The 14,707-nt window shown below is 72.7% G+C and carries 14 protein-coding genes and 1 pseudogene; 4 read left to right on the forward strand and 11 right to left on the reverse strand.

Annotation, left to right across the window (positions count from 1 at the left end):
* The first annotated feature begins 156 nt into the window (after positions 1–156).
* Positions 157–570, forward strand: a complete 414-nt coding sequence (locus ACFUJ1_RS26850; RefSeq protein WP_378649875.1) for a cupredoxin family copper-binding protein — start codon at positions 157–159, stop codon at positions 568–570.
* A gap of 25 nt (positions 571–595) precedes the next feature.
* Here ACFUJ1_RS26850 and glmS read toward each other — a convergent pair whose 3' ends face one another.
* Positions 596–2,476, reverse strand: a complete 1,881-nt coding sequence (gene glmS, locus ACFUJ1_RS26855; protein ID WP_378649877.1) for a glutamine--fructose-6-phosphate transaminase (isomerizing) — start codon at positions 2,474–2,476, stop codon at positions 596–598.
* 36 nt (positions 2,477–2,512) lie between these two features.
* Between glmS and ACFUJ1_RS26860 the strand changes: the two genes are divergently transcribed.
* The gene (locus ACFUJ1_RS26860) at positions 2,513–3,376 is read left to right on the forward strand and encodes a hypothetical protein (protein WP_378649879.1); all 864 of its coding nucleotides are present in this window, start codon (positions 2,513–2,515) and stop codon (positions 3,374–3,376) included.
* Here ACFUJ1_RS26860 and ACFUJ1_RS26865 read toward each other — a convergent pair.
* The 5 genes from ACFUJ1_RS26865 to ACFUJ1_RS26885 form a co-directional block, all read right to left on the reverse strand.
* Entirely contained in the window at positions 3,349–3,912 is a 564-nt protein-coding gene (locus ACFUJ1_RS26865) for a hypothetical protein (protein WP_378649881.1), read from the reverse strand. The genes ACFUJ1_RS26860 and ACFUJ1_RS26865 overlap by 28 nt on opposite strands.
* A gap of 178 nt (positions 3,913–4,090) precedes the next feature.
* Complete coding sequence (locus ACFUJ1_RS26870) at positions 4,091–6,058, reverse strand: hypothetical protein (protein WP_378649883.1); 1,968 nt, start codon at positions 6,056–6,058, stop codon at positions 4,091–4,093.
* A gap of 1 nt (position 6,059) precedes the next feature.
* Positions 6,060–6,356, reverse strand: coding sequence for a hypothetical protein (locus tag ACFUJ1_RS26875; protein WP_378649885.1), 297 nt, complete (start codon positions 6,354–6,356; stop codon positions 6,060–6,062).
* Between the two features lie 120 nt (positions 6,357–6,476).
* Positions 6,477–6,782, reverse strand: coding sequence for a DUF6802 family protein (locus ACFUJ1_RS26880; RefSeq protein WP_378649887.1), 306 nt, complete (start codon positions 6,780–6,782; stop codon positions 6,477–6,479).
* Positions 6,783–6,852: 70 nt separating this feature from the next.
* Positions 6,853–7,047, reverse strand: a complete 195-nt coding sequence (locus ACFUJ1_RS26885; RefSeq protein ID WP_378614365.1) for a PspC domain-containing protein — start codon at positions 7,045–7,047, stop codon at positions 6,853–6,855.
* A 135-nt stretch (positions 7,048–7,182) separates the two neighbouring features.
* On the opposite strand from ACFUJ1_RS26885, the gene ACFUJ1_RS26890 reads away from it, so the two are divergent.
* The gene (locus ACFUJ1_RS26890; protein WP_378649889.1) at positions 7,183–8,817 is read left to right on the forward strand and encodes an ABC-F family ATP-binding cassette domain-containing protein; all 1,635 of its coding nucleotides are present in this window, start codon (positions 7,183–7,185) and stop codon (positions 8,815–8,817) included.
* A gap of 2 nt (positions 8,818–8,819) precedes the next feature.
* Positions 8,820–9,257 carry a hypothetical protein gene (locus tag ACFUJ1_RS26895; RefSeq protein WP_378649891.1) on the forward strand — a complete coding sequence of 146 codons (438 nt, stop codon included), beginning with the start codon at positions 8,820–8,822 and terminating at the stop codon, positions 9,255–9,257.
* Here ACFUJ1_RS26895 and glmM read toward each other — a convergent pair.
* The 5 genes and pseudogenes from glmM to ACFUJ1_RS26920 form a co-directional block, all read right to left on the reverse strand.
* Complete coding sequence (gene glmM / locus ACFUJ1_RS26900; protein WP_378649893.1) at positions 9,254–10,624, reverse strand: phosphoglucosamine mutase; 1,371 nt, start codon at positions 10,622–10,624, stop codon at positions 9,254–9,256. The two genes, ACFUJ1_RS26895 and glmM, sit on opposite strands and share 4 nt — an antisense overlap.
* Positions 10,625–10,710: 86 nt before the next feature.
* The gene (gene rpsI, locus ACFUJ1_RS26905; RefSeq protein WP_378649894.1) at positions 10,711–11,253 is read right to left on the reverse strand and encodes a 30S ribosomal protein S9; all 543 of its coding nucleotides are present in this window, start codon (positions 11,251–11,253) and stop codon (positions 10,711–10,713) included.
* Positions 11,250–11,693, reverse strand: a complete 444-nt coding sequence (gene rplM / locus ACFUJ1_RS26910; RefSeq protein ID WP_378649895.1) for a 50S ribosomal protein L13 — start codon at positions 11,691–11,693, stop codon at positions 11,250–11,252. Before rplM ends, rpsI begins: the two co-directional genes overlap by 4 nt.
* A 159-nt stretch (positions 11,694–11,852) precedes the next feature.
* Positions 11,853–13,199: a hypothetical protein gene (locus ACFUJ1_RS26915; RefSeq protein ID WP_378649896.1), complete on the reverse strand. Its 1,347-nt coding sequence runs from the start codon at positions 13,197–13,199 to the stop codon at positions 11,853–11,855.
* 127 nt (positions 13,200–13,326) lie between these two features.
* Positions 13,327–14,625: pseudogene (locus ACFUJ1_RS26920) on the reverse strand (ABC transporter permease); the annotation flags it as partial.
* Between the last annotated feature and the right edge of the window lie 82 nt (positions 14,626–14,707).

The raw sequence follows: 14,707 nt of genomic DNA on the forward strand, positions 1-14,707 counted from the left end.
CCCACGCGGAAACACGGATCACACGTGCGCGGCGACCGCGCGAGCATCGCACACCGCCGCCTGCCACCCCGGCGAGGAACCCCCGCTCCCGGCCGGGCCGGGTGGGGCGGCGCGGCCCCCGAGCCCGTTCCGCGGCGCGGACTACGCTTGGCGATCATGCCGCTCCCCCGCCGTCGCGCCCGTGCCGCCCTCGCTGCCATCGCCGTCCTGGCGCTCACCGCGGGCTGCGGCACCGACGATTCCGGGACCGCCGCCCCGGCGAGCACCACCTCCGCCGCGGCGGGCGTACCGACCTCGCGGCAGGCCACCGAGCCGAGCACGATCACCGTGCGGGTGGACGATATGGCCTTCTCCCCCGCCGAGCTGCGGGTCCGGGTCGGCGATACCGTCACCTGGGAATTCGCCGACAGCGCGGCGCACTCGGTGCAGGGCATCGGCGACCGGGCGATGGGCATCAACAGCCCGATCCTGAACAAGGGCTCCTGGAGCTACACCTTCATCGCACCGGGCAACTACCGCTACCTGTGCTCGCTGCACCCGGAGATGCGCGGCGCCGTCGTCGTGGAGTAGGGGGCGGGCGCGGGCCCGCCCCCGCTCACTCGACCGTCACCGATTTGGCCAGGTTCCGCGGCTTGTCCACGTCGTACCCGCGGGCCTGCGCCACCTCGGCGGCGAAGATCTGCAGCGGCACGGTGGAGAGCAGCGGCTGGAACAGCGTCGGCGCCGTCGGGATCTCGATGAGGTCGTCGGCGAACGGCCGCACCGTGTCGTCGCCCTCCTCCGCGATCACGATGGTCCGCGCGCCGCGGGCCTGGATCTCCCGGATATTGCTGAGCAGCTTGGAGTGCAGCACCGCGCGGCCCTTGGGCGACGGCATGACCACGATCACCGGCAGCCCCTGCTCGATCAGCGCGATCGGGCCGTGCTTGAGCTCGCCCGCGGCGAACCCCTCCGCGTGCATGTACGCGAGCTCCTTGAGCTTGAGCGCGCCCTCCAGCGCCACCGGGTACCCGACGTGCCTGCCGAGGAAGAGCACCGTCGGCACCTGCGCCAGCTCGCGCGCGATGGCCCGCACCTGCGGCGCCGTCTCCAGCACCCGGGAGACCAGCTTCGGCATCGCCTCCAGCTCGGCGAACTCGCGCGCCACCTCGTCCGGGTACTTGGTGCCGCGCGCCTGCGCGATCGCCAGCCCGACCAGGTAGTTCGCCGTCACCTGCGCGAGGAACGCCTTGGTGGAGGCGACGCCGATCTCCGGCCCGGCCCTGGTGTAGAGCACCGCGTCGGACTCGCGCGGGATCTGCGCGCCGTTGGTGTTGCAGATCGCGAGCACCCGCGCCTTCTGCTCCTTGGCGTGCCGCACCGCCTCCAGCGTGTCCGCGGTCTCGCCGGACTGCGAGATGGCGACGACAAGGGTGGAGCGGTCGAGCACCGGGTCGCGGTAGCGGAACTCGCTGGCCAGCTCGACCTCGACCGGCAGCCGGGTCCAGTGCTCGATGGCGTACTTGGCCAGCAGCCCGGAGTGATAGGCGCTGCCGCAGGCGACGACGAAGACCTTGTCGAAGTCGCGCAGCTCCTGGTCGGCGAGGCGCTGCTCGTCCAGCACGATCCGGCCGCCGGACTCGTCCTGGGTGAAGTGCCCCATGAGCGTGTCGGCCACCGCGGTCGGCTGCTCCTCGATCTCCTTGAGCATGAAGTAGTCGTGGCCGCCCTTCTCGGCGGCGGCCAGATCCCAGTCGATGGTGAAGGGGCGGGTGCGGTGGCCCGCGTCGGCGCCGTCGAAGTCGGTGACCCGGTAGCTGTCGGCGGTGATCACGACGGCCTGGTCCTGGCCGAGCTCGACCGCTTCCCTGGTGTGCTCGATGAACGCGGTGACATCCGAGGCGAGGAACATCTCGCCCTTGCCGACGCCGACCACCAGCGGGGTCGAGCGGCGCGCCGCGATGATCGTGCCCGGGTGCTCGGCGTGCGTGAACACCAGCGTGAAGGCGCCCTCGAGGCGGCGAACCACGGCGAGCGCGCTCGCCACGAAATCGCCCGCGGTCGGCCCGTCGGCGTAGGCCGCGGCGACCAGGTGCACCGCGACCTCGGTGTCGGTGTCGCTGCTCAGCTCGACGCCGGAATCCTCCAGCTCACGCCGGAGCGGCGCGAAGTTCTCGATGATGCCGTTGTGCACCACCGCGACCGTGCCGCTGCCGTCCCGGTGCGGGTGCGCGTTGCGGTCGGTGGGCGCGCCGTGCGTCGCCCACCGGGTGTGCCCCATGCCCGCCGTGCCCGCGAACCGGCCCGCCCCGGCTTCGGCCAGCTCGGCCTCCAGATTGGCGAGCCTGCCCGCCTTGCGCTCCACCGAGATCGCGCCCGCGCCGTCCAGGATCGCGACGCCCGCCGAGTCGTACCCGCGATATTCCATGCGGCGCAACGCGTCGACGACGACGCCGAGCGCATCCCGATGCCCGACGTACCCCACGATTCCGCACATGGCTCCCCACAGTACTTATCGGCTACCGTTCACGTCGTGTCGGCGTCTGTGAAATCACTCGTGACCACCCTGACCAGCCGCGGCCCGCACCGGGTGCTCCGCGGGAACCTCGCGGTGGCCGGGCTGCCCGGCGTCGTCTTCACCCCCGAGAGCGGCACCAACCTGCCCGCCGTCGCCTTCGGGCACGCCTGGCTGACCAAGGTCGGCAACTACCGCGAGCTGCTGCAGCACCTCGCCTCCTGGGGCATCGTCGCCGCCGCGCCGGACACCGAGCGCGGCCCGATCCCCTCGCACCTCGGGCTCGGCACCGACCTGCTGACCACGCTCGACATCTGCACCGGCGTCCGGCTCGGCAACGGCTCGATCAGCGTGCACCCGGAGAAGCTCGCGCTCGCCGGGCACGGCATGGGCGCGGGCGCCGCCGCCATCGCCGCCGCGCAGCGCCGGGTGGCCGCCTACGTCGCGCTCTTCCCCGCCCCCACCGCGCCCGCCGCCGAGGAACTCGCGCCGGACCTGGACATCCCCGCCTTCGTGCTCGGCGGCGAGGTGGACGCCAAGTCGGTGAGCTCCGACACGCTGCCGCTGGCGAAGGCGTGGGGCGGGCCGCTGGTGCTGCGCACCCTGGCTGGCGCCTCGCACAACGGGCTCATCGAGGGGCGGCGCTCGCTCGCCACCTTCGGCATCGGCAAGTTCGAGGCGAAGAACGCGCGGGCGACCCGCGCGCTGCTCACCGGGTACCTGCTGCACACCCTGCTCGGCGACAAGACCTACGCCGCCTTCGCCGACCCCGAGGCGGAGATTCCGCGGACCACCGCCGTCGACCCGCACGCGCCGGTCGAGCCGGAGGCGGGCAGGGGGAAGATCGGGCTGCGTCAGATCAGCCAGCTGGTGCGCCGGTAGTACTCGCCCTCCTCGTCGTCCTGGTCGCTCGGCCGGGCGACGCCCTGCGCCCTGCGGGCGGCGATCGAGCGGGCGATCGCCTCGCGGCGCTCCTGCAGTTCCTCCCGGCGGCGCTGCTCCTCGTTCGGTTCGAGCACGGGCAGGGGTGCGGTGCCCGCTTCCGCGTCGTCCGGGCCGGGGGCGCGCCAGAGCGGGCGGGTGTTCTCGTCCGGTTCCGGAGCGGCGTGCCTGCCTGTGCTCTGCGGTGCGGCTCTCGACGCAGGGCTCGAGTCCGGGTGCTCAGGGACCGGCCATCCAGGTTCGCCGGGCGTGATCACCACGTCAGGCAGAGCCTCCTGCGGCGCCGCATCGGGCTCCTGCCGAGGTTCGGTGGGTGGCCTGCGCTGGAGAGCCTCGATGGCTCGGGCGGAGCGGGTGGCGAGGTCGGTGGCGACGATGGCGGTGCTGGCGTTGGCGGAGGTGAGTTCGTCGATGACGGCGGCGGAGCGGCGGCTGGACTCGGCGGCTATGCGGTCGAGGTCGGCTTCGAGGGTCACGGTGATTCACCTTCCTTCGCCGGTGCGCCCGGTTCGTCTCGGGTCGGGTCGTCGGGGACGGGGTCGGCGGGTGCGTCGAGGCGGCGGTCGACGGGGCCGGCGCAGCGCAGGGCCGGGCGGTGGCCCGCACCGCCGCGGAGGGAGGCGGACCAGCGGTGGGTGCCCGCCGGGCGGCGGTTCACAGGGGACCTGCTTCCGAGAGCCGGGCGCCGCTGTCCGGGTCCGGTGGTTCGGCTGGTGCGCTGTCCGGGAATTCCCGGGGACGGTGTTCGCCGTCCTCCTCCCGCCGCGGGGCGGCCGGGATTCCGGTGCCGGGGTTGTTCGCCGGGGCCGGATCGGCGGGAGCGGGGCTCGCCGGCGCGTCCCCACCCGGAACCGGAGCCGCCGGATCGGGGGGCGGCGGAGCCGCGTCGGCCGGTTGTGGTGGTGCCGAGCTGCCCTCGTCCGGAGCCTGGGCGTCCTCCGGGGCGGACTTGGACGGTGGATCGTCGCCGGGGGCCGCTTCGCCCTCGGGCTCGATCTTCTCGCCGGTCTCCGGGTCGACCTGGACCAGCACCGGGTGACCGTTCTCGTCGGTCTCCAGCCGGTACTCGGCGCTCGACCCGTCCGGCTCGGTGAGGGTGAGCGAGAGCTGTCCGTCGGCGCCGAGCGCCACCTCTGCCTGCTGCTCGCCGAGCGGGAAGCCGGCGAGCAGCCGGTCGTCGGGCCTGCCGTCGCCGTCCGCGTCGACCGGTTCGAAAGCCTGCTGGACGCGTTCCAGGGCGTCATCGATGCCTGCGGTGACCGAATCGGTCAGGGCGCTGAGGCCGGTGCCGAGGGATTGCGCCACGCTCTGCGCGATCGGCGTCAGGGTCTGGGCCGCCGAGTTCAGCGTGCTGAGCCCCTCGAGAGCCGTGGTGATGGCCGTGGTCGAGGGCGTGCTCGTCGTGGTCGACGGTGACGCGGTGGTCGGCGTGCTAGTCGTAGGCGACTGCGTAGTCGTCGTGGGCGACTGCGTCGTCGTAGGCGAAGTCGTTGTGGACGGCGACGAGGTCGTCGTCGACGGCGTCGTGGTCGACGAGGGTGTCGTCGTTGTCGGCGTCGTCGCAGAAGGCGTCGTCGCAGAAGGCGTCGTGGCCGAGGGCGTCGTGGCAGAAGGCGTTGTCGCGGACGGCGTCGCGGCCGAGGGCGTTACCTCGGACGGCGTCGTCGCGGCGGGCGTGGTCGACGTAGGTGTGGTCGACGCGGGCGTCGTGCCGACCGCCTCGGTACTCACCGGCGCCGTACCCGACGGCACCGCCACCGGCGTCTCGGACGCCGAATCCCCCGGCCGCGGATACCCCTCCCCCGACAACCCCCCGAACGTCCCCGCAACCCCCTCGTACACCCGCCGAACCCCGTCGTCGACGACCGTGCAGAGCTCCCCGAACTTCCCCACCTTCCGCTCGTAATCCGGCACGAACAGCTCGTCCAGCCACCCCCGGCACCGCTCCGCGATGACATCCTGATACGGCGACCACGGACTCTGCACGGCCCCGCCCCCGTACACGAACTCCTCCCAGACCCCGAGCCGCATGTCCGGAAAAAGCGCCTGCGCCCGGCTCGCCGCGGAACCGGCGCTCAGCGTGTGCGTCCACCCGAACCCGTCGGCCCCGTCGATGATGAGATCGACATCCTCCGGCGACTTCCCGTCGATCTTCAGCTCGGTGCCGTGCTCCAGGATCTGCAGCACGATCTCGGCCTTGCCGCGCACCGCGTCGCGCAGCAACTCCGGCAGGCGGTCGAAGGCGGCGGAGATCTCGGCGAGCGCGGCGATATCCACCTCGGCGACCGCGAGTTGCCGGTTCAGCAGCGAGATCTCGGCGGCGGCCGCCGCCCCCTGCCAGACCCCGGCGATCCCGCGCGTGCTGTCGCCCTGCGCCTGGTACTGCTCGCGCAGCGCGCCGAGCACCCCGCGCAGCGCGTCGGCGGTGCCGCGAATCCGCTCCTCGGACACCCCGTTCTGCTCGGAGAAGCGACGGTGCAGGGTGGCGTAGTCGCCGTTCTCCGGCACCGTTTTCGCCCAGCGCTGGTAGCGCGGGCCGAAGTGCTCGAAGTACAGCAGGCTCTGCGACCCCAGCTCCAGCAGCTGGGCGACGGTCGCCCCGGAGGGCACGGTGAAGGTCATGTCACTGCTCGCCGGAGTCGAGGCGGTCGGCGGCGCTCTGCCGGTTCACCGCGACCAGAATCGATGCGGCCGCGGCCGCCGTCGCGCCGGACCAGCCCGCGATCCGCTCGCCCAGCGCCGTCAGCCCGGCCCGGATGGCCGCCCCCTCCGCCGGGTAGTTCGCGCCGACCTCCCCCGGCCCGACGAGATGGTCGGAGACGGCCTGCACGAGGCTCCCGACGTCACTCCCCGACCCCTGCAGTTCGTTCGCCAGACGCTTCAGTTCGCCGGTGTTCACCCCGACGATCTCGCTGCTCATCGCTGCGCCCCCTCCGCTCCTGCTCGCCCGATGGATGTGCGGCGGCCCCGCTCCCGGCCCGGAACCTCCTCACCCTCCTTCGACGCGGCCGGGGTGCTCGCGGTTCCGCCGGATCGCGGCTCAGCCGAGCCTGCCCTGATCGGTGCGCACCCACTCCGAGGTGCCGTCGGGGTGGTGGTGGAATTCCCAGGCGGCGTAGTCGCCGTCCTTCTCCACCACGGTCAGGTGGTCGGCGAGGCCGTCGCGGTCGGTATCGGTCCAGACCCGCAGGCCGTGCTCGTCGGATTCGGTGATCGAGTCGAGCACGCCGTCGCCGTCGATGTCCTGGCCGGGGTGCGCCAGCCCGACCTCGCCGAGGTCGTGCAGCGGCGAGGCGGCGTCCACGTCGGGGAGGTCCATCCCGGGGAACTCGGCCGAATTGACCACGGCTCCTCCTGCAAGGCCGATCGGCGGGTGTGGCCCTCCATCCTGTCACCCGCCGATCCGGAGCGCATGCTCAGTACTTCGGCATCAGCAGCCACAGCGCCGCGTACACCAGGAACTGCGGCCCGGGGAGCAGGCAGGAGAGCACGAAGGCGATGCGGACGACGGTCGGGTTCCAGCCGAAGTAACGTGCGATGCCGCCGCAGACCCCGGCGACGACCTGGTTGTCGGCGGTGCGGGTGAAGCGGCGGGTCGGTGTGGTGGTCATGGTGTTCTCCTCCTCGTGACGACTTCCACTCTCCGCGAGCGGAGTTCGCGCCGCATCGGTCGCGGTACCCATATCGACCCCCATTCCGCCCGGCCCGGTCTCGGGGTCGGACCCGGACACGGCAGACTCGTGCGGGTGAGCACCACCCTGCACGCCCGCGGTCTCGCGGCCGGACACGCCGAACGCACCCTCTTCGACGACCTCGATTTCACGCTCGCCGACGGCGACGTGATCGGCCTGGTCGGCGTGAACGGCGCGGGCAAGTCGACGCTGCTGCGGCTGCTGGCGAGCGCACCAGCCGCCGGCATCACGCTGAGCCCGCCGGACGCGACCGTCGGCCACCTCGCGCAGGAGCCGGAGCGGGTGCCTGGTGAGACCGTGCTCGATTTCCTCGCCAGGCGCACCGGGGTGGCCGAGGCGCAGCGCGCGATGGACGCCGCCGCCGAACGGCTCGCCGACGGCGGCGCCGACGACTACACCCCCGCCCTGGAGCGCTGGCTCGCGCTCGGCGGCGCCGACCTGGAGCAGCGCGCCGCGGAGGTCTCCGCCGAACTCGGGCTGGACAGCGGCCTGCCGCAGGGCCCCGACACCCCGATGACGGCGCTCTCCGGCGGCCAGGCCGCCCGCGCCGGGCTGGCCTCGGTGCTGCTCTCCCGCTACGACGTGCTGCTGCTGGACGAGCCGACCAACGACCTCGACCTGGACGGCCTGGCCCGGCTGGAGCGCTTCGTGCTCGGCATCCGGGTGCCGATGATGGTGGTCAGCCACGATCGGGAGTTCCTCGCGCGCACCGTGAACGGCATCCTGGAGCTGGATCTGGCGCAGCAGCAGGTCGACTACTACGACGGCGGCTACGAGTCGTACCTGGCCGAGCGGGCGGTCGCGCGCAGGCACGCGCGCGAGGCGTACGAGGAGTTCGCCGACACCAAGTCCGGGCTGGAGGCGCGCGCGCAGATGCAGCGCAACTGGCTGGAGCACGGGGTGCGGAACGCGCGGCGCAAGGGCAAGCAGGACTCGGACAAGGCCGGGCGCAAGATGCGCGCCGAGTCCACCGAGAAGCAGGCGGCCAAGGCCCGCCAGACGCAGCGCCGGATCGAGCGGCTGGACGTGGTCGATGAACCGCGCAAGGAGTGGGAGCTGCGCATGGAGATCGCCGCGGCCCCGCGCAGCGGCTCGGTGGTCGCCACGCTCGCCGCGGCGGTGGTGCGCCGCGGCGGCTTCACCCTCGGCCCGATCAGCACCCAGCTGAACTGGGCCGACCGGGTCGTGCTCACCGGCGCGAACGGCGCGGGCAAGTCCACGCTGCTCGGGCTGCTGCTCGGCCGGATCCAGCCGGACAGCGGCAGCGCGAGCACCGGCTCCGGAGTGCTGGTCGGCGAGGTGGATCAGGCGCGCGGGCTGTTCCGGGCCGACGACACTCTGGCCGAAACCTTCGGCGCCGCGGTACCGGACCTGCCCGAGGCCGAGGTGCGGACCCTGCTCGCCAAATTCGGGCTGCGCGGCCCGCACGTGCTTCGTCCCTGTGCCACGCTCTCCCCCGGCGAGCGGACGCGGGCGGCGCTGGCACTGCTCCAGGCCCGCGGGGTGAACCTGCTGGTCCTGGACGAGCCGACGAACCACCTCGACCTGCCCGCCATCGAGCAGCTGGAGCAGGCGGTCGACTCCTTCGACGGCACGCTGCTGCTGGTCACGCACGATCGGCGGATGCTCGATTCGGTGCGCGCCACCCGCCGCTGGCACCTGGCCGGCGGCAGGCTCACGGAGGAGTGACTGTGACCGCCACGCTCGGCCTCGACACCAAGGTCACGCTGCTGATCACCGGGGTGATCTTCCTGGCGGCGCTGCTGCTCGGGGTCTGGAAGTACCGCGGCATGCGGAGCTCCCCGGAGGGCGCCGCGCACCCGTACGTCGACATCGCGCACCGGGCGGCGCTGCTCTACGCCTTCGCCGGGCTGCTGCTCGCGGTCTTCACCGAGCTGAGCGCCTGGCCGACGGCGGTGAACCTCGCCGCCGACCTGGTGGTGCTCGCCTTCTTCGTCGGCGCGATCGCCAGCTATGTGCTGCACGGGTGGCGCCGCGACACCACCAACCAGTACCGCGGCGACATCCCGGTCGCGCTGAAGCTCGCGACCGTGCTGCTGATCGTCGCGGAGGTCGGCGGCTTCCTCGTGCTCTTCACCGGCTTCCTGCGCGCCTGGCAGCTCGGCTAGAAGGAGCCGACCAGGCGGGCCAGATCGTCGGCGAGCTGACGCGCCCTTGCCGGGTCGGTGGCCTCGACCATCACCCGGACCAGCTCCTCGGTTCCGCTCGGGCGCAGCAGCACCCGGCCGCTGTCGCCGAGCGAGCGCTCCGCCTCGGCCACCGCCTCGCGCACCGCTGGCGCCGCGGCCACCAGCGACTTGTCGCTCACCGGGACGTTCACCAGCACCTGCGGCACCGTGCTGAGCACGCTCGCCAGCTCGGCCATGGTCCGCCCGGTCGCGGCCATCCGCGCCATCAGGTGCAGCCCGGTGAGCACACCGTCGCCGGTGGTGCCGTGCGCGGGCAGGATGACGTGGCCGGACTGCTCGCCGCCGAGGCTGAACCCGCCGCGGCGCAGCTCCTCGAGCACGTAGCGGTCGCCGACGCCGGTGGTGCGCAGCGCGATCCCGGCCTCGCGCATGGCGATGTGCAGCCCGAGGTTGCTCATGACCGTCGCCACCAGGGTGTCATCGGCCAGCTCGCCGCGCTCGCGCATGCCGATGGCGAGCACCGCGAGGATGGCGTCGCCGTCGACGACGGCGCCGGTGGCGTCCACCGCGAGGCAGCGGTCGGCGTCGCCGTCGAGCGCGAGGCCGAGGTCGGCGCCGTACTCCAGCACCGCCGCCTGCACCGGGCCGAGGTGGGTGGAGCCGCAGCCGTCGTTGATGTTGAGCCCGTCCGGCTCGGCGTTGATCGCGATCACCGTCGCGCCCGCCGCCCGGTAGACCGCGGGGGCCACGTCGGCGGCGGCGCCGTTGGCGCAGTCGACCACGACGGTGAGCCCGGCGAGGTCCTCGCCGATGGTGGCGACCAGGTGCTCGACGTAGCGCTCGTGCGTTCCGGCCAGCGAGTACTTCGCCGGCACGTCCGGCCCGGCGGCGGCGGAGGCGCTTCGTACCCGGCCGAGCCCGGCACCGGTCGGCCGCTGCGGGGTGTTCGCCCTGATCAGGGCCTCGATCCGGTCCTCGATCGCGTCGTCGAGCTTGTGCCCGCCCGCCGCGAAGATCTTGATGCCGTTGTCCGGCATGGGGTTGTGCGAGGCCGAGATCATCACGCCGAGGCAGGCGTCGTAGAGCCCGGTCAGGTAGGCGACGGCGGGCGTCGGCAGCACGCCGACCGAGAGCACGTCCACCCCCGCCGCGGTGAGCCCGGCGGTGACCGCCGCCTCCAGCATCTCGCCGCTCGCCCTCGGGTCGCGGCCGATCACCGCGAGCGGGCGGGCCTTGCCCCTGCCGAGCACCTCGGCGGCCGCACCGGCCACCTGGAGTGCGAGTTCCGGGCCGAGCGAGCCGTTGGCGAGCCCGCGAATGCCGTCGGTGCCGAACAAGCGTCCCATTTATACGTCCTCGAGAAAGTTCCGCGTACACCACGAGAGCAGGCCACCGGCGGCGCCGGTGGCCTGCTCTCGGACGATCGAGTCGATCAGCGCTTCGAGTACTGCGGCGCCTTGCGGGCCTTCTTCAGGCCGTACTTCTTGCGCTCGGTGGCGCGCGGGTCACGGGTGAGGAAGCCGGCCCGCTTGAGCGCGGGGCGGTCGTCCGGGGTGACCTCGATCAGGGCCCTGGCGATGCCGAGCCGCAGCGCGCCCGCCTGGCCGGAGGGGCCGCCGCCGACGAGCCGGGCGAAGATGTCGAACGACTCGGTGCGCTCGACGGTCACCAGCGGGGACTTCACCAGCTGCTGGTGCACCTTGTTCGGGAAGTAGTCCTCGATGGTGCGGCCGTTCAGCACGAAGTTGCCGGAGCCGGGCACCAGGCGGACGCGGACGACCGCCTCCTTGCGGCGGCCGACGGTCTGCACCGGGCGGTCGATGAGGACCGGGGCGTACTCCTCTTCGGGCTCGCCCTCGTAGCCGTAGTCCTCGGTCACGACCTCGGCGTTCGGGTCCTCCGAGGTGTACTCGGTGAGCTCGACCTCGACCTCGGTCTCGTCGGGGTTCAGCGCGTCGTTTTCGGGAGCGGTCACTGGGCCACCTGCTTGATCTCGAACGGGATGGGCTGCTGCGCGGCGTGCGGATGGGCCGGGCCCGCGTACACCTTGAGCTTGCCCGCGATCGCGTTGCCCAGCTTGTTCTTGGGGATCATGCCCTTGATGGCCTTCTCCACGACCCGATCGGGGCGGGTCTCCATGACCTGACCGACAGAGCGCGACTTGAGCCCGCCCGGGTGGCCGGAGTGGTGGTGGATCAGCTTGTCCTGCCGCTTGTTCCCGCTGAGCGAGATCTTGTCGGCATTGATGATGATGACGAAGTCGCCACCATCGAAGTTCGGCGCGTAGGTCGGCTTGTTCTTGCCGCGAAGCAGCGTCGCTGCTTGCACGGCAAGGCGTCCGAGCACTACGTCAGTGGCGTCGATGACGTACCACTTGCGGGTAACGTCACCCGCCTTCGGGCTGTACGTAGGCACAGTGCATCCCCTCTGTCGTCGGTGTTGCCGGCCTGGCGCGCGGTCGAGGGGTTCCCGGCGGCCGGTGGAGACCCGGGCCTCGAGCGCATCCGGGAGAACCCGGATGTCCACACGCCAATCGGCCACGATACCAGCCGCCGGTCCGGCGGCCGAATCGGCTCAGATGGCGATCGGCGGGCCCGGATCGCGGGCCCCGGGCGGGCCGGGGATGAGGTACCGAAGGGTGTCGACGCCGGGCGCGATGCAGTCCGGCTCCCCGGCCGGGGTATCACGGCCCGGCCGGAACCACAGCTCGGCGCGGGCCGAGGCGATGCTGTCGGGGTGCCCGTCGGCGATCCGCGGCGTCACGGCGCAGGAGACCGGCTCCCCGAACCCGGCGGGCAGCGCAGGGGCGCCCGGTGCCCGCACGGCGGCATCGGCGACCCGCGCCGACCCCGCGAACCCGGTCGCGGGGAGCGCCGCGGCCGGTGCCGCGAGCGCGGGGACCGGCGGCTCGGCGGCGGTGACGTGCCCGTCGCCGGGCAGCGCGACCACCGCGAGCGCCATCGCCCCGGCGACCGCGGGTGCGCCGAAGAAATTGTCCCGCATCCGGTTCCACAGCCCACCTTTGTCCGACCCGGCGGGCGGCTCCGGCTCGTCCCGCTGCACCGAGCTGCTCCAGGCCGCGGCCTCCGGCTGCTCCACACTCGCGCCCTGCTCGCCGCCGCCGGACCGCTCGGCGTGCCTGCCGCCCTGCTCCGGCTCGCCCGCGTCACCCTCCGAGACCAGCAGGTGCGCGGCGCCGAGCACCAGCGCGTGGATCGGGTGGTCGGCGATCCGGAAGCGCTGCCCGAGGTGGTTGCGGAAGGCGAAGCGCAGCGGCTCGTTGTCGTAGACATTGCCTGCGAGCAGGATGGTCGAGGTGTCCGCGCCGATCGAGCGGGCCGCGGCCATCACCTCGATCACCACGTCGTCGGCGGCGCGCGCCTCGCGCAGCGCGGCCGGGTCGAAGTGCACGTCCACCGACTCGGTCGGCTGCTCGTCGTCGCCGTGCACCGCGACGACGAGCACGGTCCGGCCGTCGCAGTAGACGCCGGTGGCGCCGACCCCGTTCGGGTCGTGCTCGTCCGGCGGGCTCACCAGGTTCAGCGCACGCACGTAGCCGGAGAGCGCGACGCTCTCCGGCAGCGGCTCCACCTCGACGTCGAGCTGCTCGACCAGCTCGGCGTAGAGCTCGACCTTCTCCTCCGGCCAGTCGTCCGGGTACGGCATGGCGACCACGTCCGGCTTGCCGCGCAGGTAGCTGCCGATCGAGGCGAGCGGGTTGTAGAGCCGCGCCCGGAACACCATGTCGGCGGGCCAGGTGGCGCCCGCCACCACGATCTGCGGGTGGCCGAGGATATCCCGCACGTCGGCGATGGCCATGCCAAGATCCGGGCGCAGCCGGTCGACACCGGCGGTGTGCAGCCTGCCCGACGAGTCCGCCAGCAGGTAGGCGGGCGTCGAGTACGTACCCTCCACTTGCACCGGGCGGATCGGTGTCTCGCCGCCGCCGGCCGCAACGGACACCACATCCCAGCCGAGATGTACCGCCCCAACTCGCACCGTCACAGGCATAAGTGTGCCTGGTGCCCGCAAGCCGCGCTCGGCGCCGTCATGCCGACGACTTCTTCAACCGCAGCCTGCGCTGGGTGACCAGCGCGAGAACCACGGTGAGCAGCAGCACCATGCCGATGTTCAGCGCCCAGATGCCTGGTTCGTGGTTCCACAGCCCGTCCGGCTGGGCGCTCAGGAAGATCGAGCGGATGTCCACCGTCGACGCCCCCGCCGCGTACCCCCAGCGGGACGGGAAGAGCCAGGAGACCTGCTCCAGCACCACCCGGTCGGTCACCGGGATGAGCCCGCCCGCCATCACCAGCTGGGCCATGACCGCCACCACCAGCATCGGCATGACCTGCTCGCTGGACTTGGCGAAGCTCGACATCAGCAGCCCGAACACCACGCAGCAGACCGCGGTCACCGCGATGTCGATGTACAGCTCGGCGCTGCCCGAGGCGAGCACCGCCCCCTCGCCCGGTGCCTTCTTGCCCGCCAGCGTGATCCCGACCAGCACCGCCGACTGCAGGAACGCGGTGACGCTGAAGACCGCGATCTTGGCCCACAGGTACGAGCCGGGCAGCAGCCCGACCGCGCGCTCGCGCTGGAAGATGGTGCGCTCGCCGACCAGGTCGCGAATGGTGAGCGTGGACCCCATGAAGCAGGCGCCGAGGATCAGCACCACCAGCAGCTGCTGCGCCTCGGCGCCGCCGGACGGGATCAGCGAGCCGTCCGGCGCCTGGGTGAGCCCGCCCCTGGTGAAGCCGTTCTTGCCCGGCACGACCAGGGAGAGCGCGCCGAGGATGAACGGGAGCACCACCAGGAAGGTCAGGTAGCCGCGGTCGGCGAAGATCAGCCGGAGCTGCCGGCGCGCCACCGTGGAGAATTGCTTGACGCTGCTTGACTTCGGCGGGCTGCCCGCCGAGCCGTACGGCGGCGGCGGGGGCGGTGGCGGCACGAACGCCTGCCGCGAGCGGTAGGCGGCGAAGGCCTGGTCCGGATCGGCGGCGACCTTGCCGAAGATCTCGGCCCAGTCACTGGTGCCGAGCGCGGCCCCGACCCCGGCCGGGTGCCCGCAGAAGGCGGTCTTGCCGCCGGGCGCGAGCAGCAGCACCTGGTCGCACATGTCCAGGCAGGCCACCGAGTGGGTGACCACGATCACCACGCGGCCCGCGTCGGCGAGCTCGCGCAGCATGGTCATGACCTGGCGGTCCAGCGCCGGGTCGAGCCCGGAGGTGGGCTCGTCCAGGATCAGCAGCGAGGGGCCGGTCAGCAGCTCCAGCGCCACCGAGGCGCGCTTGCGCTGGCCGCCGGAGAGCCGGTCGACCCTGGTGTCGGCGTGCTCGGTGAGCGAGAGCCCCCCCCCCCCCCCCACCCACACCACCGACACGGCCGGCCGGGGTGGGGGGGACAAAAAAAAAAAACAAAACCACCACCCA

This window comes from Nocardia sp. NPDC057227, assembly GCF_042669725.1.
Lineage (GTDB): Bacteria > Actinomycetota > Actinomycetes > Mycobacteriales > Mycobacteriaceae > Nocardia > Nocardia asteroides_A.